Source organism: Gordonia iterans (genome assembly GCF_002993285.1).
Taxonomy (GTDB): Bacteria; Actinomycetota; Actinomycetes; order Mycobacteriales; family Mycobacteriaceae; genus Gordonia; species Gordonia iterans.
This window is the reverse complement of the sequence record NZ_CP027433.1, coordinates 3,719,744-3,737,652: the sequence shown is the minus strand read 5'-3', so window position 1 is coordinate 3,737,652 and position 17,909 is coordinate 3,719,744. Positions and strand designations below refer to the sequence as shown.

The window sequence follows — 17,909 nt, the reverse complement described above, 5'->3', positions numbered from 1 at the left end:
GGGTGAACGAGACGATGATTCCCGACCGGATCGGTGAGGCGCCGATCGACGTCGACCCGGCCGACTGGCTGGACGGTCTGATCGACGTCGAGTTCGACGAGGACGCCTACGAACACATCGTGCCCGAGCCGGCTCTGGTGCCGGCCGCCTGAGGTGCAGACCGCGAACCGCCCCGCCCGAACACTCTCGGGCGGGGCGGATCGCGTCGTCCCATGCGGTCGCCGGTGCCTCACGGGAGTGGAGGCGGGGCCGATCTGCTCGCGATGGGCACGCCGCGCCTGACGCGTTGCTACGCCGGTTCACGTTCGCGACGGCTGCGAGCGTAGTGGAGGTGCACGGGTGCAGCGGATGTGAACCAGCCCTGCGTCACGGGGCGCAGATCAGTACGTGTGCGGATCAGTAGTAGTACGGGAAGCGGTCCCAGTCGGGGTCGCGCTTCTCCAGGAACGAGTCCCTGCCCTCGACCGCTTCATCGGTCATGTACGCCAGGCGGGTGGCCTCGCCGGCGAACACCTGCTGGCCCATCAGGCCGTCGTCGGTCAGGTTGAAGGCGAACTTCAGCATGCGCTGCGCGGTGGGTGATTTGCCGTTGATCTTGCGGGCCCACTCGATCGCGGTGTTCTCCAACTCGGCGTGGTCGGCGACGCGGTTCACCGCGCCCATCCGGTGCATGGTCTCGGCGTCGTAGGCCTCGCCGAGGAAGAAGATCTCGCGCGCGAACTTCTGCCCCACCTGCTTGGCGAGATAGGCGCTGCCGTAGCCGGCGTCGAAGCTGCCCACGTCGGCATCGGTCTGCTTGAACCGGGCGTGCTCGCGGGAGGCCACGGTCAGGTCGCAGACGACGTGCAGGGAGTGCCCGCCGCCGGCGGCCCACCCGTTCACCACCGCGATCACCACCTTGGGCATGGTGCGGATCAGGCGCTGCACCTCCAGGATGTGCAGGCGTCCGCCCTCGGCCGCCACGCGCGCCTCGTCGACGGTGTCGCGGCCGGCGGCGTCGACGTCGCTGTCGTGCGCGGTGGCGTACTGGTAGCCCGAACGTCCGCGGATGCGCTGGTCTCCGCCGCTGCAGAACGCCCAGCCGCCGTCCTTCGGGCTGGGACCGTTGCCGGTCAGCAGCACGGTGCCGACGTCGGGGGAGCGTCGCGCGTGGTCCAGAGTGCGGTACAGCTCGTCGACGGTGTGCGGGCGGAAGGCGTTGCGGACCTCGGGGCGATCGAAGGCGATCCGGACGATGCCGTTCGCGCGTCCCTCGCCGGTGTGGCGATGGTAGGTCAGATCGGTGAGGTCCTCGAAGCCTGGGACGGTCTTCCACTGTGCGGGGTCGAACGGCGAAGTCATGGGTCCGAGACTAATCGGCGACGGTCCGCCCCGGACCGCGCGGATCCCCCGACGGCGTGAGCGGAGCCCCCGAGGGGCGCGGAGTCCTCTCGGCGGTCGCGCTGGCCTCTCGACGGTTGAGCAGAGTCCCCTCGACGGTTGAGCGGAGTCCCCTCGACGGTTGAGCGGAGTCGAAACCGGAACCCAAGCGAGCGTTTGGTCGAGCGCGGGTTACGGTGGATCGATGAAGGGTGCACCGGCCGATGAGAATTGGGATGCGAAATCGTCCGGAGAGTCGCCGCACGCCGGCGGCTTCCGGGCGAAGATCGACATCACCACCGAACGGGGCGGGCCCCGGTACGACGAGCTGATCGAGCAGGTCCGCACCTTCATGGACAAGGTGCGTTACGCGTGTCCCACGCCGGAGCTGGCCGACGAGATCATCGACGACCTCAAGGTCTTCAACGCCAAGCTCGACACCATGCTGGTGGACGAGTGGCACAGCCCGTCGGGAACCCGCGTCGACCTGCCCGCGCGCGGCAACATCACGCTGCCGCCGTACGAGGTGACCGACGGCGGTGAGCACGGCGTGACGGCGACCCTGACCTTCCGGCCCTTCCACTTGGGCGGCAACAACGTCGCACACGGCGGTCACGTCGCGATCGCCTTCGACGACCTGGGCGGCATGGCCGCTGCGCTCAACGTCTACGGGATCTGCCGCACCGCGTACCTCACGGTGAGCTACCGGTCGCTGACTCCGCTGGAGACCCCGCTGACGATGAAGACCTGGGTGGATCGCCGGGACGACCGCAAGCTGTACGTGAAGGGCACCTTGCACGACGGCGACCGGCTCTGTGCCGACCTCGACGCCCTCTTCGTCGCACTCAAGCCGGGCCAGGCCTGAGCCGTACTGGGACGTAGACCTCCGGTGAGCGCCTCGCCGTCTTCGGAAATCCCAGGTCACCGAGGTGTTGAGGGCGACGGCCCGGTAGCACAACGCCACAGTACGGTCAGCGGGCGGAGGTCACTCCTCGACGGGCAGCGAGCGGATCGGCACAGCGGGTGTTCCGACCGCGACGACGTGATCGGGAAGGTCCCGAACGACGACGCTGCCCGCACCGACCACGGTGTTGCGGCCGATGGTGACCCCGGCACCCACGGTGACGCTGGAGCCGAGCCAGCAGTTGTCGCCGATGGTGATCGGCGCGGTGCGCTCGGCGCCGTCACGGCGAAGCGCGTGGTCCTCGATCGGGTGCAGCGCCGTCGCCAGTACCGCGGACGGCCCGATGCGGACATGGTCGCCGAGGGTGATGGGCCCGTCGTCCATCAGAAAGGCGTTCGCGTTGAGGTAGACGCCTGATCCCAGACGCGTGTTGAACCCGTAGGAGACGCGCAGCCGCGGCACCACCTCGATGCCGTCTCCACAGACGGCGAACAGGACGCGCAGAATCGCCAGGCGCCCGGCGTGGTCGGCCGCGGGCAGGGCGTTGAACTCGTCGACCGCAGTGGCGCACCGGTCCCGCAGTCGCCGCAGCTCCGGAGTGTCCCGGTACCAGTCGCCGCTGACGAGGGCCTTCACGTCGTCGTGCATCGCGGTGCGCTAGGTGAGCTCGTGCACCTCGAGGACGAAACCGGCCTCGCGCAGCCGGTCGATCAGGACGTCGCCCATCGCGACGGCCGGCGTCAGTGCGCCAGCCCGGTCGGGGAGCTTGTCCCGGTCCAGCGCGAGTGCCAGGGCGGACTCGCCGAGCATCACCGCGGTCGCTCGATAGCCGGGATCGCCGTGTGCGCGCATCTGCGAGCGGAACCGGCGTCCGTCGCTGGTCCGGGTGAAGGTCTGGGTGGTGAAGTGCCCGGCCTCCTGCGCCCCTTCGTCCGGTCCGTCGCCGGGTTTGGGCAGGATGCGATCGAGCAGCGAACGCGTCGGACGGAAGCTCATCGCGGCCAGACCGATCCCGGTGCCGACGGCCACCGCACCGGCGGCCAGCGTCGACAGGATCGGCATCCCGCCGACGTTCATCGTCTCCTGGTACCGGAACCCCGGGCCGTAGGCGTCGTCGAGCAGGGCGTTGGATCGCCGGACGACCCGGGTGTTGTACGAGGCCATGAAGAACGGCGCCAGGGTGCCGCGCAGGGATGGATCGACCTTCTTCGCGTCCACCGGGCTGATGTCGCTCGGCTCGGCGCTGGGGCCGACCTGCTCCAGCTCGCCGGGACCGCTGGAGAGGGCCCGCGGATTGAGCAGCAGTCGGCGCTGCTCGGGATCCTTGGCCTGCTCGGCGATCACGCGCACCGAGTCGATGGTGCCGCCGGACACGGCGCCGCGGAACGACCTGAGCACCATCGTCGTCTCGCCGAGGGTGCCGGCGCCTTCCTCGGAGACCTTCTTGTAGAGCAGGTAGGCGCCCAGATCCGAGGGGACCGAATCGAAGCCGCACGAGTTGACGATCCGCGCCCCGGTGCCCTTCGCGAGCTCGTCGGCCTTGTCGATCGTGAACCGGGTGAAGGGGACCTCGCCGGTCAGATCGACGTAGTCGGTGCCCGCGGAGGCCGCCGCGATCACCAGGTTCTCGCCGTAGCGGAGGTACGGCCCGACCGTCGTGCAGACCACCTGCGTGCGGGCGCACATCGCATCGAGGGAGGCGGGGGAGTCGGAGTCGGCGATCACCAGCGGCCACGACGACGCGCGCTCGGGCAGGCGACGGCGCACCCCCGCCAGCTTGGTCTCCGACCGTCCTGCCAGGGCGATCCGGGTGCCGTCCGGCGCCTGCTCGGCCAGATAGCGGGCCGTCAACTCCCCGACGAAGCCGGTGGCGCCGTAGACGATGACATCGAATTCGCGACTCATTTCATTGACCCTAGGCCATCTTCTTACCGCGGGGTAGGGAGAGAACGGGGCAGTTCATCGTTCGCCGCGTCGCTCGCGACTCACTCCCCGCTGTTCACCGCGTATCCCAGTGAGAACCAGCCCCACGGCTTGGGTGCGGCGCGGGTGTAGAACTGGTCCAGCTCGGCCACTTCCCATCCGGCGGCGGCGAGTGCGGCGGGGACGTCCCGGGTCAGCTCGCAGCCGCCGGCCGCCAGGCGCTCGACCGGGTCGATCAGGCGCTGGATCCGGCGCACCGACGCTCCGGGCGCCAGGCCGTGCTCCAGGAAGGCCAAGCGCCCGCCCGGCCTGACCACCCGGGCCAGCTCGGCGAGAACAGGCGGCAGCTCGGGAACGGTGCACAGGGTGAACGTGGAGAGCGCGCCGTCGAAGACGTCGTCGTCGAACGGCAGGGATTGTCCGTCCAGCCCGCCGCGGCTGATCGGGATCGGCGACGATGCGACCCGCTCCTGTGCCCGCGCCCAGGCGAGGTCCGCGGGTTCCACGGCGGTCACCGAGGTCACCCGGTCGCCGTAGCAGGCGACGTTGAGGCCCGAACCGAACCCGATCTCGACGATGTCGCCCGACAGCGGGGCGCACGCGCGGGCGCGCAGCTTCTCCATCCCCGGCATTCCGCAGGTCTTCTCCACCAGGCGTGGAAGGATTTTGTCGTCGTAGAACCCCATGCCTCACGGTAGCGCCGTCGCGCGGGCGGGTGATCTCGACTTCGCTCGATCAGCGGAGGGTCGCTCGATCAGCGGAGGGTCGCTCGATCAGCGGGGGGGGGTCGCGCGATGAGCGGGGGGGCGCTCGATCGGCGGGTGTTCGTTCGATCAGCGGAGGAGCGCTCGATCAGCGGAGGAGCGCTCGATCAGCGAGGGGTCCGGCTCGATCGGTGAGGGCCTTCGGCCCGGCGGCGGTGCGCAGCTGCCGTTTCCGTAGGCTTCCCAGCATGAATCCGTCGACCGTTCAGGCCCGTGTGATCGTCGACGAACTGATCCGCGGCGGGGTGCGCGACGCCGTGCTGTGCCCGGGGTCGCGCAACGCGCCGCTCTCCTTCGCGCTGCACGCCGCCGATGCCGAGGGCAGGCTGCGGTTGCACGTGCGGATCGACGAGCGCTCGGCCGGCTATCTCGCACTCGGCCTGGCCGTCGCCTCGCGTACCCCGGTCCCGATCGTGATGACCTCAGGCACGGCGGTGGCCAACATGAGCCCGGCGGTGTTCGAGGCGAACTACGCGCGGGTGCCGCTGGTGGTGATCAGCGCGAACCGTCCGTACGAGCTCCTGGGCTCCGGCGCCAATCAGACCATCGAGCAGTTCGGCATCTTCGGCACGCAGGTGCGGGCGGCGATCAGTCTCGGCCTGGCCGAGGAAGACCTGGACACCAACTCGCAGTGGCGCAGCGCGGTCGGCCGCGTGCTGGCCGCGGCGCGCGGGGCGCGCACCGGCAACGCCGGGCCCGTCCAGTTCGATATCCCATTGCGTGAGCCCCTCGTCCCCGACGCGGGCGACGGCCCCGGCACCGCCCTCGCCGACGTGGCCGGCGGCCGGTTCTCCGGACGTCCGGGTGGCAGGCCGTGGACCGAGGCGCCCATCGGACGGCTCGACGTCCCGATCGAGATCGACCTTGCCGAATCCACGGTGGTGGTCTCCGGCCACGGTGCCGGCGTGCACCCGGAACTCGCGGACGTCCCGACGGTCGCCGAACCGACCGCGCCGGTGCCGGAGACGCCGCTGCACCCGCTGGCACTGAGCGCCTGTAAGCCCGCCCAGGCGATCATCTGCGGCCGTCCGACGTTGCACCGTTCGGTGGCGCGGCTGCTCGCCGACCCCGAGGTGCGCGTGTACGCGCTCACCACCGGGCCGCGCTGGCCGGATGTGTCCGGCAACGTGTATGCCACCGGAACGCGGGCGGTCATCTCGGGCGCCCCCGCGCCGGACTGGCTCGCACACTGCGACCGCATCGACGGCGCGGTGCGCGCAGCGGTGACCGCCGAACTGGACGCGGTCCCGGAGACCACCGGGCTGCACGTGGCACGCGCGGTCGCTGCGGCAGTGCGGCCCGGCGATCAACTGGTGGTGGGGCCGTCGAACCCCATCCGCGACGTGGCCCTGGCCGGCCGCGTCGCCGACGGCGTGCGGGTGCTGTCCAATCGCGGCGTCGCCGGGATCGACGGCATCAACTCGACGGCGATCGGTGCCGCGCTCAGCGGCGCCGGGCAGGGGCAGACCGTGGCGCTCCTGGGCGACCTGACCTTCGTCCACGACGCCACCGGCCTGATCATCGGCCCGGGCGAGCCCCGCCCCCGGTCGCTGCGGATCGTCGTGGCCAACGACGACGGCGGAGGGATCTTCGGCCTCCTGGAGCAGGGGGATCCGCGGTTCGGCGCGGACGCCTACGCCGGCGCGTACGAGCGGATCTTCGGGACCCCGCACCGCTCCGATCTGGCCGCGCTGTGCGCCGGCTTCCACCTGCCGTTCGCGCGTGTCACTCTCGCCGAGCTCCCGGCCGCACTGCACGCTCCGCCGCCGCCGCCGGGCGGGATCGAGGTGCTCGAGGTCGCGACGCAGCGGGAGCCGCTGCGCCGAATCCACGAGCGCATCGCCGACCGCCTGCGCTGACGTTCCATGGCGGCCGCCGCGGTCGAGCGGATGCCGGAGGGGAGGAGCCCGCGGACTATCCTGAACGCCATGGACCCGGTGATTCTGCGGCGCGTGCAGCTCGGCCTGGTGGCCGTCGGCGTGATCGCGACGCTGATCGGGACGATCATCATCCTCGGCGCCTACCGCAACGACGCGAAGATCGATGCGAACCGGGCGACGGCGGTGGCCGACGTGATCTCGGCCGACCGCCTGCACGCGGCGGTCACCTTCGTCACACCCGACGGGGTGCTCCGCAACCCGACGCTGGGCCTGCTGTACCCGACTGAACTGGAAGCGGGGCAGCGGATCCTGGTCGACTACGACGCCGCCGAACCGGACGACTTCGCCCGTCCGGCCGGGCGCGATGCACGTCTCGCGGTGCTGCCGGGGGTGTCGATCATCGTGCTCGGCTGGGCAGTCGTGATCGTGGTGATGCTGGTGGTCGCCGCGGCCAGCCGGCGGATGAACCGCCGCAGGCAGTCACCGGACCCCGCTCTCGTAGACTCGGTCTCATGACACCGATCGACGACCACGGTTCCCGCGCCAGCCTGGAGAAGGATCCGGCCGAGGTCGCCGAGATGTTCGACGGCGTGGCCGGGCGCTACGACCTCACCAACACGGTGCTCTCCTTCGGGCAGGACCGCCGCTGGCGCAAGGCCACCCGCCAGGCCCTCGCCCTCCGGCCCCGGGACGTGGTCCTCGACCTCGCCGCCGGCACTGCCGTCTCCACCGTGGAACTGGCGGCGTCCGGGGCCACCGTGATCGCGGCCGACTTCTCGCTCGGCATGCTCCGGGCCGGGTCCGGGCGCCCGGTGCCCAAGGTCGCGGCCGACGCCCTGCATCTGCCCTTCGCCGACGGCAGTTTCGACGCGGCCACCATCTCCTTCGGACTCCGGAATGTCAACGACGTTCCGCTCGCTCTGTCCGAGCTGCGCCGCGTGTTGAAGCCCGGCGGCCGTCTCGCGATCTGTGAGTTCTCCACGCCGACCGCGGAACCCTTCCGCAAGGTCTACATGGAGTACTTGATGAAGGCCCTCCCGGCGGTGGCCACCAGGGTGTCGAGCAACCCGGCCGCGTACGTGTACCTCGCCGAGTCGATCCGGGCGTGGCCCGATCAGCCGGGCCTGGCCGCGCAGATCCGTGAGGCCGGGTTCGGCGATGTGAGCTGGCAGAATCTGACCGGCGGGATCGCGGCGATTCACACGGGTGTCGCCGGGTAGGTCTCGATACGCCCGGCGCTCACTTCGTTCGGCCGGGCTACTCGACCACCATCAGGACGCCGCGTGCTTTCGGCCGGGCTACTCGACCACCATCAGGACGCCGCGTGCTTTCGGCCGGGCTACTCGATCACCATCAGGACGCCGCGTGCTTTCGGCCGGGCTACTCGCCTGAGCGGCTGCGCCCGTTGGCGGTGAGACTCTCCTGTCGGTGGTCGAGTAGCCCGAGCCCCCAGGGCGAGGGCGTATCGAGACCCACTGTGCGCGAGGAGGTCTCGGTAGGTTTCGGCGACGAACCCGGATGCGGAGGTCTCGAGACCCTCAGGTGAACGGGGGACGGGTCTCGAAGCGGGAGAAGCCACGTCCCGCCGAGCGCCAGGCGCGCGCGATCAGGTCGGTGTCGTCGGGCGTCAGCAGGTTGCCCATCACGCGCACGACGACCTGCATCAGTGCGGCGGAGCGGATGCCCGGGCGGCCCAGCAGCGGCACCGTGCGGGGCATGGTCAGCAGACCGGCGGCACGGCGGGCAGCGGCGAACGCGGCGCCGTATTCGTGCCGGAGCAGCTCGGGCCATACTCGGGTGTGGTCGCGGCTGGAATCGAGCACCTCCACGGCCATCGCGCCGGTCTCCAGCGCATAGTCGATGCCCTCGCCGTTGAGCGGATTGACGCACGCGGCGGCGTCGCCGATCAACATCCAGTTCTCGCCGGCGATCCCCGACACCGCGCCGCCCATCGGCAGCAGCGCCGAGGCGATGCGCTGCGGCGGCGACGTGAGCTCCCACTCGCCGGTCACCATCGCGGCGTAGTGCTCCAGGACCGGCCGCAGCCGCAACGCGGCGGGCCGTTTGGCCGTCGCCAGCGCACCGACCCCGACGTTCACCGTCCCGTCGCCGAGCGGGAACACCCAGCCGTAGCCGGGCAGCAGGTTTCCTGCCGGATCGCGCAGTTCCAGGTGCGAGCCCATCCATTCGGCGCCGGACCGCCCGGACTCGGCGTACGACCGTCCCGCCACTCCGTAGGCGGTGTCCCGGTGCCACGTTCGCCCGAGTGTCTTGCCGAGCGTCGACTTGACGCCGTCGGCCACGATCACCTCGCCGACGCGGATCGTCGTACGCCCGCCCGGCCCGGTCACGACCACCGAGCGGATCCGGCCGCCGTCGAGCTCGACGTCGACGGCCTTGCAGCCGGACGCCATCTGCGCGCCGCGTGCCAGGGCGAAGCGGCGCAGGTCGTCGTCGAGGGTGGACCGGGCGACCGCGCTTCCGAACGGGCCGAACCGGGACGCCGGCCACGACACCTGCTGGGCGGCGCCCCAGCCGTGCAGGTCCAGGCCGCGGATCCGCGGCCGGGAGTCCAGGTACGACGGCAATCCGAGCTCGCGCAGGGCGCTGACCGCGCGCGGCGTCAGCCCGTCGCCGCAGGTCTTGTCGCGAGGGAACACGGCGGCGTCGAGCAGTACCGTGTGCCGGCCGGCGGCCGCGGCGTGGGCGGCCGCGGCGGCACCGGCCGGACCCGCTCCCACCACCAGAACGTCGGCGGAATCCGGCGGTACGGCTGCGTCGTGGTGTGGACTGGTCACCCGTCGATTATGTCGCTGCGGTCTTGCGGCTAGGCTGCTGGTGTCGCGCAGCGACGAAACCCGAGGCCGCCGCAAGAGGGGACGCCACACGTGAAGTCGACATTCGCCGGACTCGACCTCGGTAGCGAGGAGTTCGCCGCCGACGTCGCCGACGCGCTCGGGCGCGTGGAGGAGCTGCTGCTCGGCGAGCTCTCCTCGGGCGACGAGATCCTCACCGAGGCGGCCACGCACCTGGCCAAAGCCGGCGGCAAGCGGTTCCGCCCCATGTTCGCCATCCTGGCCTCCCAGTTCGGGCCGCGGCCGGCGTGCGACGACGTGATCACTGCCGCCACCGTCGTGGAGATGATCCACCTGGCCACGCTGTACCACGACGACGTGATGGACGAGGCGCCGCTGCGCCGCGGTGCGCAGAGCGCCAATGCGCGTTGGACCAATTCGATCGCGATCTTGGCCGGCGACTTCCTCTTCGCACGGGCGTCCCGTCTGGTCTCCACTCTCGGGCCCGACTCGGTGCGGATCATCGCCGAGACTTTCGCCGAGCTGGTCACCGGCCAGATGCGCGAGACGGTGGGTGCGCGGGGCGGCGATGCCGTGGATCACTATCTGCGCGTGGTGTGGGAGAAGACCGGCTCGCTGATCGCTGCGGCCGGACGCTTCGGCGCAATGACGGCCGGAGCCGATCCCGAGCGGGTGGAGATCCTGGCCAAAGTCGGCGACATCGTCGGCGTGGCCTTCCAAGTGTCCGACGACGTGATCGACATCGCCTCGGTGACCGGCGATTCCGGCAAGACGCCGGGCACCGACCTGCGGGAGGGCGTCCACACGCTCCCGGTGCTCTACGCGCTCGACGGCGACGGACCCGACTCGGTGCGCCTGCGCGAGCTGTTGCTCGACTCGGAGACGAGTGCGGCCCGGCCTCTGACCGACGACGCCGAAGTGACCGAGGCCCTGCACCTGCTGGTGGTTTCGGACGGAATGGCGCGGGCGCGTCGTCGTCTCGCCGACATGGCCGACGAGGCCGATGCCGAACTCGCCAAGCTTCCCGCGTGCCCGGCCCGCGACGCCTTCGCCTCCCTGGTGCGGTACACGGTCGACCGAGTCGGCTGAGTCACAGTCTTCGCCGAACCTGGAACCCGACGGGGCATCCCGACGTTGACCGGATGGAGAAACGGCGCGAACTTCGCGCGCGTGCCAGGATTGAAGCGACGAGAGAGGTGACATGCACTCGTTCAACGGATTGAAGACTGCAGCCCTGATGGGTCTGATGTCGGCGGTGATCGTCGGCATCGGCGCCGCCTTTCAGAACACCACGATCCTCATCATCGCCGTGCTCATCGCGATCGGCACCAACGCGTACGCGTACTTCAACAGCGCCAAGCTCTCGCTCAAGGCCATGCACGCTCAGCCGGTCACCGAGGTCCAGGCACCCAAGCTGTATGCGATGGTCCGCGAGTTGGCGACCAAGGCCAACCAGCCGATGCCCGCGCTCTACATCAGCCCGACCGAGTCGCCGAACGCCTTCGCCACCGGCCGGAATCCGAAGAACGCGGCGGTCTGCTGCACCACGGGCATCATCGAACTGCTCGACGACCGCGAGCTGCGCGCCGTCCTGGGTCACGAGCTCAGCCACGTCTACAACCGGGACATCCTGATCAGTTCGGTCGCCGGCGCGATGGCCGCGGTGATCAGCGGCCTGGCCAACTTCGCGATGTTCGCGGGCATGTTCGGCGGCAACCGGGACGGCGGCGTCAACCCGCTCGCCATGATGTTGATCGCCATCCTCGGCCCACTGGCCGCCGCGGTGATCCAGATGTCGGTGTCGCGGGCGCGCGAGTATCAGGCCGACGAGTCCGGCGCCGAGCTGTCGGGTGATCCGCTGGCGCTGGCCTCGGCGCTGAACAAGATCTCCGGCGGCATCGCGCTGGCGCCGCTGCCGCCCACCCCGGAGCTCACCAGCCAGCAGCACATGATGATCGAGAGCCCGTTCCGGGCCGGCGAGAAGCTGAGCAAGCTCTTCTCCACGCACCCCCCGACGGCCGACCGCATCGCCCGGCTGCACGAGATGGCCCATCGCGGCGGTCAGCACTTCTGACCGTACTGTGACGTAGCGATCCCGGGCGGGAGGCGGTGAACGTGGGCGATGCCCCTGAAGCACGCCGTACGCGCGCGCTACGTCACAGTACGGTCATCCACGTGCCGAACAAACCGCGGTGACCGCAGTAGGGCGACTCTCGTGGCGGTGTGCGCCGCGTGAGGGGAGTGAACCGCATGAGAGTCACGCGACGGATCTTTCTGGGAGTCATCTACCTCGCCGCGGTGGTGCTGATGATCGTCGCCGTGGTCGACATCGTCCGCGGCGACTACAGTCCCGCCACGTGGACGGCGCTCGTCGTCGGCCTGTTGCTGGCGATCCTCGGTCTGCCGCTCGGATGCGACAGCTCGATCGACGGCTACTCGCCGCTGTTCGACGAGAACGTCAACCGCAACGCGGTGTACGACGACACCGAGTGCTGACGCGCCGCCCGCGCCGGTCGAGCGGAGTCGAGACCGTCAGCGGTAGTTCACGAACTGCAGCGCGATCCCGAAGTCCTCGCTCTTCAGCAGGGCGATCACAGCCTGCAGATCGTCGCGCTTCTTGGACGAGACCCGCAGCTCGTCGCCCTGGATCTGCGCCTTGACGCCCTTGGGGCCCTCGTCCCGAATCTTCTTGGAGATCTTCTTGGCGTGCTCGGAGTCGATCCCTTGAACGATCTCACCGGTGATCTTGAAGGTCTTGCCCGAAGGCACCGGGTCGCCGGCCTCGAAGGCCTTGAGCGAGATGTCTCGACGGATCAGCTTCTCCTTGAACACCTCCAGGCCGGCCAGTGCGCGCTCCTCGGCGTCGGAGGTGAGGACGATCTTGTCCTCGCCCGACCACTCGATTCCGGTGTTGGTGCCGCGGAAGTCGTAGCGCTGCGAGAGTTCCTTGGCGGCCTGGTTCAGGGCGTTGTCGACCTCCTGGCGATCGACCTTGCTCACCACGTCAAACGAAGAATCAGCCATGGCCCCACCCTATGTCAGCAGCGGATTTGGATGCACCGGGGGCCCGCGTTGTATTCTGTATCGCGTTGCCTGAAACGGTGACACGGCAGATTGCCCGAGCGGCCAAAGGGAGCGGATTGTAAATCCGTCGCGCAAGCTACGTAGGTTCGAATCCTACATCTGCCACCATGAGGATCGCCCTCGCGAATCCAGCTCGACCTGCGGTTTTGGTCAACTGGGGAGTGTGTGTGTAACCTCGTGAAGGCTTCTCGCTCACGCCACGGCGCGTGGGAGGGATACGCCCCCTTAGCTCAGTCGGCAGAGCGTTTCCATGGTAAGGAAAAGGTCGACGGTTCGATTCCGTCAGGGGGCTCGCTTGGTGCGTCGGCGTCCGCGAGGGCGCAACGCACCGAACAGGGCGGTGTAGCTCAGCTGGTTAGAGCGCACGACTCATAATCGTGAGGTCGGGGGATCGAGTCCCCCCACCGCTACGCAATTCGGCTGCTCCCGCGAGCCCGCCCGCAGTGGGTCGAACTGCGCCGGGTCCAGCAGCGGCCGGACACAGAGCAAGATGCGAAAGTAGGCAACGAAGTGGCTTCCTCGACGGACGTGCGCCCGAAGATCACCCTGGCGTGCGAGGTGTGCAAGCACCGCAACTACATCACCAAGAAGAATCGCCGGAACGATCCGGATCGCCTGGAGATCAAGAAGTTCTGCCCGAACTGCGGGACTCACCAGGCGCACAAGGAATCGCGCTAGGTTCAGGTTCTTCGCGGTCAGCGCCGGCACGGCGCGTCCCAACGACACCTCGAGCGGGTCGTCTCCGATGTGAGATGGCCCGCTCGATTTGTTCTGCGCCTTCGTCGAGGAGCAGAATCTGACGAGTTTGACGTGCGGCCGAGGCCGGACAGACAAGACTGACAGCCACATGGCCGAGTGCGTGTATCGGTTCCGCCGCCGCCCAGCGGACGCACTCGACGGCGAGTGCGGAGGAGAGACATGACCGAGCTGACCGACGACGTCGTCAAGGAGAACCTCGAGGCGCTGAGTTCGCCGGACCTCTCCGGGGACGCGCTGCTCGAGCACACCACGGCGATGGTGGGCTACCACTACACCGTCGACGACTACTACGAGGTAGGCCGCGAGGAAGTCCGCAAGCACGCCACGGCGGTGCAGGACGCCCACCCGACGCACTGGAGCGAAGCCGCCGCCGCCGAACTGGGCCACGACACGCTGATCGCGCACCCGACCTATGTGTCGGTGCTCGGCATCATCGCTCAGCGCAAGCTCTTCGAAGAGGTCGTCACGGGCTACGACCTCTGGCAGATCATGCAGACCGACCAGCGCCTGGTGTACCACCAGCCGATGAAGGTCGGCGATCGGCTGATCTGCGACGTCTCACTCGACTCCTTCCGGCGGATCACGCGGCCGGCCGCCGACGGCGCGGAGCCCGAAGCGATCGACCTCATGGTCACCAAGAACGTCATCTGGAACCAGCACGACGAGCCGGTGATGACCACGTGGACCTCGCTGGCGGCCCGCCCGGGCCTGGAGGTGCCTGCCGAGCTCGCCGAGTCTCTCGACCACGTGATGATGAAGGTGGACGCCTACGGCAAGCCGGGCAAGACCGTGGAGCGCGAGGGCGGCCGGTACGACCTGCCCGACCCCACCGAGCGTCCCGGCCCGTACGCGGCGATCGACTTCGACACCCTGACCGTCGGTCAGGAGCTTCCGCCGAAGACCTTCCTGCTGACCCGGGGCAACCTCGCGAACTACGCGGGTGTGGCCGGCGACCCCAATCCCATCCACTTCTCCGATCACGTGATCGCGGCGGCCGTCGGCATGGACGACGTGGTGGCCCACGGCATGCAGACCATGGGGCTGGGCGCGACCTACGTCTCCGAGCACATCGGTGACCCGGCGGCCTTCTGCGAGTACAACGTGCGCTTCACCAGCCCCGTGTACGTTCCGGCCGACGACAGTGCGGCCGTCGAGTTCACCGCGAAGGTCAAGTCGCTGGATCCGGAGACCCGGCGCGGCACCATCGCGCTCACCGCCAAGCAGGACGGCCGCAAGATCTTCGGGCGCGCCAACGTCGTCGTGCAGTTCAACTGATCCCGCCGATTTCCTCAGGACTGACGGGCCGATGGTCCCCCGATCGTACGGACCTCGCGTGTTCGGCCGAGCGGGAAACCCGACAGGCCTAGCGTTGACGTCGTGATCGCCGCCGGGTGATCCGAAGTGAAGGAGCAGATTATGGCTCAGGTGTGTCCGCAGTGCAACAAGAAGACCGGTATGGACATCGGGTACAAGGACAGTCAGGGACGGCAGAAGTACCAGTGCCAGAGCTGCAAGTTCGAATGGAAAGACTGACCACTCGGTAAGGCGTCCGGCCCGCTGCTCTCGGTGGGCCGGACGTCCGGAGGGCAGGAGCGGAGTGACGGTGCAGAGGAGCGGCAGTGGCGAGTGAATTGCAGGAAGTGTGTACGCGGCTGCTGGACACCTGCTCGACGATCGACCAGCGGTCGGCCGAGCTGCGGGCGGCGAACACACAGCTTGATCGGGCGCTCCAGGAGTTGAACCGGGCGATCTCCGACAGCGGGGCTCCGGTACGTGATGCCGTGGCCATGGTGGCCGATGCGAGTCGCAAGGCGCGTGCGGCCGAGGGGTCGCTCGGCGCGGCTTCCGCAGCCGGTACGAGCTATGCGCGCAGCCAGATCGGTGCAGGGTCCGGCGGAATGGGCGGCCCCCCGAGTCGCGGGGCGACCGCCGGCGGAGCCGGTGTGGCTGCCGCTGGGGGAGCCGGAACTGGGGGAGCCGTCCCGACCAGTGGTTTAGATATGGAGCAGATCGATGGCGCGCTGGCGGCGATCAACCCCAACTTCGACCCGTACAGCTTCGACGATGCGTTCCGGACGAACTGCGGCCACACCTCGTCGATCCTGTTCGACACGCTCAATGGTGCGCCGGTGCGGGCCGCGCCGGGTGGAACGACATTGACCACGCCCCAGATGGAAGCGGCCACGAGTCTCCCGCAGACACCGGCGACCCCTGCGCAGGTCGAGGCCTCGCTGCGTGCGGCCGGAGCCGGTTCCCATTGCGTCGTCGGCGTCGACAGGTCCACCGGTGATGGGCACTGGTTCAATGCGTATTACGACGGCCAGGACGTCTGGGTGCTGGACGCCCAGACCGGAGTCCGCAGCCCCTGGCCGCCGGATGAGCCGGATGCAGTCGTCTGGGATGCATCGCTCAACCCGGCTGACGTGGCACCGTGAACCCGACAAGGATCGATCCGAGAGAGGAGCCCGGGGTGAGTCTCACCGCCGCTCAGCAAGAACTGGCCGACTACGGTATCGCGATCTTGCGCACCAAGATCCCCGACGCGGAGTTCAACGTCACCGCGCTCGATGACGACGCGGTGTGCATTCATCCGCAGCTGCGGGGCGGGGGCTGCCTGATCGTCGCACCAGACAAGACCGCCCTGTTCGCGGCGTCGTCGATTCCTCCGCACCGGGCGATCGAAGAGTTCCGGAAGGGCCGCCGGAGCGCTCTCCCCGCGGTCTGACGCAGTGCGAGTCTGATCCCGTCAGAGGTTCTGCGCGACGTTCCTGAGCGCCGCTTCGGAGACGCTCAGGCGCTGTTGCGTCGCCCGCATAGACTGGATCGCCCCGGCGATGCCTTCGAGTGCCGCCGCGTATTTCGGATCGGAACTGCCACCGATGAGCGCCCGAATCGCAGTGCTCTTGGGGCCGACCTCGGTCCGCTCGGTCGACTCGAGGTCGCTGCGCACCTTCCGGAAAGCCGCCGCCAGCGATTCCACGTTCATCCGCAGCTGCTGGAGCTGACTGCCACCTCCGCCGACCATCACCCGGACGCCGGCCCCGCCAGCCTGGGCGTGCTGGGTGGCACGCTTCTCCGCGGCGGTGGCGCGAGATTCCCGGTGTGCCTTCTTCGCGGCAGCCTGTGCCGCAAATGCCCCAGCGATACCGATCAGGACGCCCGCGCCGATGAACGGGAGTGCGGATCCGACGAGCCCGATCGCTGCCGCGCCTTGGCCGCCGACCACTGTCAACGTGCCGAGGTGCTTCAGTAGCGATGAACTGGCTGCGGCGCCGGCCGCGAACTTCTCGCCGGGGCTGCCGGCTTCTCCGCGGACGGCGGAGCCGATCGACTGGAGGTCGCTGCCGAGGCTGAGGGCGGCGCCCGAGAAATCGAAGAACTTTCGGACGACTTCGGTGCCGCCGAGTACGCCAGCCAACTGCTTCGCGGTGTCGTCGCTCACTGCGGCTTTCGTGAACTCGGTGGCTGCGGAGAGTATCTCCTCGCCTACTCCGAAGGTGCTGGCGACACCGCTCGCACCGTCGACCCAGGATCGGACGGTGGCGCTGTACGCGGAGTGGCGCGCGGTCCGATAGCCGACCCGATCTGCCTTGGGGATCGTCGGGACGCCATCCGTGTTCGCATCGGGGTTCATGGTCTGCCTACTCGGCTGGCCGAGGCCGGTCGAGACGACCCATGTTGTACGACAGCATGTGCATGACGGCCTGGGACAGTTCTTCCACTGAGGCGGCGGCCGCGTCGCCGATCGCCGCGTCACCGGTGAGGAACCGGTACACGGCCGCGAGTGATCTCCCGGTGCGCGAGTATGTCCACAACCAGTAGTAGGCCGGGGAGACCTGCAGGACGTCGTCCTGCGGGGACAGGAGGAGCAGGCCGTCGTCGGTGAATCCCAGACTCCGCCCCGCCGGAACCAGCGTGCAATCACCGAGCCAGCTGAACGCGGTCTCGGCCGGTCCGGTCGCGAGGATTCCCTGGGTGGTCATTTCGGTGAAACAGGATTTAGCGATGCCGTTGTCGGCGAGAAACTGGTCGACTTCGTCGAGTGCGCGAATGTTCTGGCAGAACTGAAGTAGCGAGGACTGATCGTCCTCGACCGCGATCAGTCGACCACCTGCCATAAAGACCGACGCGAACTCATCTGTGCGGGTGGTGTCGTGAAAGGGCAGTCGGCCGAGGTACTCGCCGACTGCGGTGACCACGTGAAGCGACATGGTGAGCGAACTCCTCCGGACTGGTGGACTGTGACGCCACCGAGCCTACTTCGGTCGGCTCGGTCTGATCGGCAACAGTGGTGTCCGCCATTTGGATGAATCCGCGCCGTGAACTGCCAGGTCGGCACGACATTGGAAGGTCGTCCGCCCGGCAAGTGCAATAGGCTGCTACACGAATTGCGACGGTGGGTCGCACGGATGAGGAGCAG

Annotated in this window: 20 protein-coding genes and 3 tRNA genes; 15 read left to right on the top strand and 8 right to left on the bottom strand. The window is 68.9% G+C overall.

The annotated features are described in order from the left end of the window. Positions 1-2: 2 nt before the first annotated feature. On the top strand, positions 3-152 hold the full coding sequence (locus C6V83_RS18420; RefSeq protein WP_159067552.1) for a hypothetical protein: 150 nt from the start codon (positions 3-5) through the stop codon (positions 150-152). A gap of 244 nt (positions 153-396) precedes the next feature. On the opposite strand, the gene C6V83_RS16855 is transcribed toward C6V83_RS18420, so the two are convergent. Continuing rightward, positions 397-1,341 carry a 1,4-dihydroxy-2-naphthoyl-CoA synthase gene (locus C6V83_RS16855; protein WP_105943382.1) on the bottom strand — a complete coding sequence of 315 codons (945 nt, stop codon included), beginning with the start codon at positions 1,339-1,341 and terminating at the stop codon, positions 397-399. Between the two features lie 223 nt (positions 1,342-1,564). Here C6V83_RS16855 and C6V83_RS16850 point away from each other — a divergent pair, with 223 nt between their 5' ends. After that, a complete protein-coding gene (locus C6V83_RS16850; protein WP_105943381.1) occupies positions 1,565-2,224 on the top strand; it encodes a PaaI family thioesterase in 660 nt (219 codons plus the stop codon). Between the two features lie 120 nt (positions 2,225-2,344). Here C6V83_RS16850 and C6V83_RS16845 read toward each other — a convergent pair whose 3' ends face one another. The 3 genes from C6V83_RS16845 to C6V83_RS16835 all read right to left on the bottom strand — a co-directional run bounded on the left by C6V83_RS16845 (position 2,345) and on the right by C6V83_RS16835 (position 4,872). Next, positions 2,345-2,911, bottom strand: coding sequence for a sugar O-acetyltransferase (locus C6V83_RS16845; RefSeq protein ID WP_105943380.1), 567 nt, complete (start codon positions 2,909-2,911; stop codon positions 2,345-2,347). 9 nt (positions 2,912-2,920) lie between these two features. Beyond that, positions 2,921-4,168, bottom strand: a complete 1,248-nt coding sequence (locus C6V83_RS16840) for a saccharopine dehydrogenase family protein (protein ID WP_105943379.1) — start codon at positions 4,166-4,168, stop codon at positions 2,921-2,923. 80 nt (positions 4,169-4,248) lie between these two features. Further along, positions 4,249-4,872 carry a class I SAM-dependent methyltransferase gene (locus C6V83_RS16835; protein WP_105943378.1) on the bottom strand — a complete coding sequence of 208 codons (624 nt, stop codon included), beginning with the start codon at positions 4,870-4,872 and terminating at the stop codon, positions 4,249-4,251. A 266-nt stretch (positions 4,873-5,138) separates the two neighbouring features. On the opposite strand from C6V83_RS16835, the gene menD reads away from it, so the two are divergent. The 3 genes from menD (at position 5,139) to C6V83_RS16820 (ending at position 8,050) form a co-directional block, all read left to right on the top strand. After that, positions 5,139-6,809: a 2-succinyl-5-enolpyruvyl-6-hydroxy-3-cyclohexene-1-carboxylic-acid synthase gene (gene menD, locus C6V83_RS16830; RefSeq protein WP_105943377.1), complete on the top strand. Its 1,671-nt coding sequence runs from the start codon at positions 5,139-5,141 to the stop codon at positions 6,807-6,809. A 69-nt stretch (positions 6,810-6,878) separates the two neighbouring features. After that, entirely contained in the window at positions 6,879-7,346 is a 468-nt protein-coding gene (locus C6V83_RS16825) for a DUF3592 domain-containing protein (RefSeq protein ID WP_105944033.1), read from the top strand. After that, positions 7,343-8,050 carry a demethylmenaquinone methyltransferase gene (locus C6V83_RS16820; RefSeq protein WP_105943376.1) on the top strand — a complete coding sequence of 236 codons (708 nt, stop codon included), beginning with the start codon at positions 7,343-7,345 and terminating at the stop codon, positions 8,048-8,050. Before C6V83_RS16825 ends, C6V83_RS16820 begins: the two co-directional genes overlap by 4 nt. A 318-nt stretch (positions 8,051-8,368) precedes the next feature. Here C6V83_RS16820 and C6V83_RS16815 read toward each other — a convergent pair whose 3' ends face one another. Beyond that, complete coding sequence (locus C6V83_RS16815; protein WP_105943375.1) at positions 8,369-9,628, bottom strand: geranylgeranyl reductase family protein; 1,260 nt, start codon at positions 9,626-9,628, stop codon at positions 8,369-8,371. A gap of 90 nt (positions 9,629-9,718) precedes the next feature. Between C6V83_RS16815 and C6V83_RS16810 the strand changes: the two genes are divergently transcribed. The 3 genes from C6V83_RS16810 to C6V83_RS16800 all read left to right on the top strand — a co-directional run bounded on the left by C6V83_RS16810 (position 9,719) and on the right by C6V83_RS16800 (position 12,142). Further along, positions 9,719-10,735, top strand: a complete 1,017-nt coding sequence (locus C6V83_RS16810) for a polyprenyl synthetase family protein (RefSeq protein ID WP_105943374.1) — start codon at positions 9,719-9,721, stop codon at positions 10,733-10,735. Positions 10,736-10,847: 112 nt separating this feature from the next. Then, a complete protein-coding gene (gene htpX, locus C6V83_RS16805; protein WP_105943373.1) occupies positions 10,848-11,720 on the top strand; it encodes a zinc metalloprotease HtpX in 873 nt (290 codons plus the stop codon). A gap of 176 nt (positions 11,721-11,896) precedes the next feature. Beyond that, positions 11,897-12,142 (top strand): hypothetical protein, encoded by a 246-nt coding sequence (locus C6V83_RS16800; RefSeq protein WP_105943372.1) that lies wholly within the window; start codon positions 11,897-11,899, stop codon positions 12,140-12,142. Positions 12,143-12,178: 36 nt separating this feature from the next. Here C6V83_RS16800 and C6V83_RS16795 read toward each other — a convergent pair whose 3' ends face one another. Beyond that, on the bottom strand, positions 12,179-12,670 hold the full coding sequence (locus C6V83_RS16795; protein WP_105943371.1) for a YajQ family cyclic di-GMP-binding protein: 492 nt from the start codon (positions 12,668-12,670) through the stop codon (positions 12,179-12,181). 84 nt (positions 12,671-12,754) lie between these two features. Here C6V83_RS16795 and C6V83_RS16790 point away from each other — a divergent pair. The 7 genes from C6V83_RS16790 to C6V83_RS16760 all read left to right on the top strand — a co-directional run bounded on the left by C6V83_RS16790 (position 12,755) and on the right by C6V83_RS16760 (position 16,214). After that, positions 12,755-12,838 (top strand) — tRNA-Tyr (locus C6V83_RS16790). Between the two features lie 111 nt (positions 12,839-12,949). Further along, positions 12,950-13,022, top strand: a tRNA-Thr gene (locus C6V83_RS16785). A 44-nt stretch (positions 13,023-13,066) separates the two neighbouring features. Then, positions 13,067-13,140: transfer RNA gene (locus C6V83_RS16780), tRNA-Met, on the top strand. A 100-nt stretch (positions 13,141-13,240) separates the two neighbouring features. Continuing rightward, positions 13,241-13,408 (top strand): 50S ribosomal protein L33, encoded by a 168-nt coding sequence (rpmG, locus tag C6V83_RS16775; protein ID WP_005188102.1) that lies wholly within the window; start codon positions 13,241-13,243, stop codon positions 13,406-13,408. A 240-nt stretch (positions 13,409-13,648) separates the two neighbouring features. Beyond that, complete coding sequence (locus tag C6V83_RS16770; protein ID WP_105943370.1) at positions 13,649-14,764, top strand: fused (3R)-hydroxyacyl-ACP dehydratase subunits HadA/HadB; 1,116 nt, start codon at positions 13,649-13,651, stop codon at positions 14,762-14,764. A 344-nt stretch (positions 14,765-15,108) separates the two neighbouring features. Continuing rightward, complete coding sequence (locus C6V83_RS16765; protein ID WP_234353780.1) at positions 15,109-15,924, top strand: toxin glutamine deamidase domain-containing protein; 816 nt, start codon at positions 15,109-15,111, stop codon at positions 15,922-15,924. Between the two features lie 35 nt (positions 15,925-15,959). Continuing rightward, positions 15,960-16,214, top strand: coding sequence for a hypothetical protein (locus tag C6V83_RS16760; RefSeq protein WP_105943369.1), 255 nt, complete (start codon positions 15,960-15,962; stop codon positions 16,212-16,214). 21 nt (positions 16,215-16,235) lie between these two features. Here C6V83_RS16760 and C6V83_RS16755 read toward each other — a convergent pair whose 3' ends face one another. Next, complete coding sequence (locus C6V83_RS16755) at positions 16,236-17,123, bottom strand: hypothetical protein (protein ID WP_105943368.1); 888 nt, start codon at positions 17,121-17,123, stop codon at positions 16,236-16,238. Positions 17,124-17,130: 7 nt separating this feature from the next. Then, on the bottom strand, positions 17,131-17,700 hold the full coding sequence (locus C6V83_RS16750; RefSeq protein ID WP_105943367.1) for a hypothetical protein: 570 nt from the start codon (positions 17,698-17,700) through the stop codon (positions 17,131-17,133). Between the last annotated feature and the right edge of the window lie 209 nt (positions 17,701-17,909).

Bases quoted from the DNA above. Each gene is read 5' to 3' on its own strand.
- C6V83_RS16850 (WP_105943381.1), top strand. From the start codon at position 1,565: ATGAAGGGTGCACCGGCCGATGAGAATTGGGATGCGAAATCGTCCGGA.
- C6V83_RS16800 (WP_105943372.1), top strand. From the start codon at position 11,897: ATGAGAGTCACGCGACGGATCTTTCTGGGAGTCATCTACCTCGCCGCG.
- C6V83_RS16770 (WP_105943370.1), top strand. From the start codon at position 13,649: ATGACCGAGCTGACCGACGACGTCGTCAAGGAGAACCTCGAGGCGCTG.
- C6V83_RS16755 (WP_105943368.1), bottom strand. From the start codon at position 17,123: ATGAACCCCGATGCGAACACGGATGGCGTCCCGACGATCCCCAAGGCA.
- C6V83_RS16845 (WP_105943380.1), bottom strand. From the start codon at position 2,911: ATGCACGACGACGTGAAGGCCCTCGTCAGCGGCGACTGGTACCGGGAC.
- C6V83_RS16825 (WP_105944033.1), top strand. From the start codon at position 6,879: ATGGACCCGGTGATTCTGCGGCGCGTGCAGCTCGGCCTGGTGGCCGTC.
- C6V83_RS16795 (WP_105943371.1), bottom strand. From the start codon at position 12,670: ATGGCTGATTCTTCGTTTGACGTGGTGAGCAAGGTCGATCGCCAGGAG.
- C6V83_RS16750 (WP_105943367.1), bottom strand. From the start codon at position 17,700: ATGTCGCTTCACGTGGTCACCGCAGTCGGCGAGTACCTCGGCCGACTG.
- C6V83_RS16855 (WP_105943382.1), bottom strand. From the start codon at position 1,341: ATGACTTCGCCGTTCGACCCCGCACAGTGGAAGACCGTCCCAGGCTTC.
- menD (WP_105943377.1), top strand. From the start codon at position 5,139: ATGAATCCGTCGACCGTTCAGGCCCGTGTGATCGTCGACGAACTGATC.
- htpX (WP_105943373.1), top strand. From the start codon at position 10,848: ATGCACTCGTTCAACGGATTGAAGACTGCAGCCCTGATGGGTCTGATG.
- C6V83_RS16835 (WP_105943378.1), bottom strand. From the start codon at position 4,872: ATGGGGTTCTACGACGACAAAATCCTTCCACGCCTGGTGGAGAAGACC.
- C6V83_RS16820 (WP_105943376.1), top strand. From the start codon at position 7,343: ATGACACCGATCGACGACCACGGTTCCCGCGCCAGCCTGGAGAAGGAT.
- C6V83_RS16840 (WP_105943379.1), bottom strand. From the start codon at position 4,168: ATGAGTCGCGAATTCGATGTCATCGTCTACGGCGCCACCGGCTTCGTC.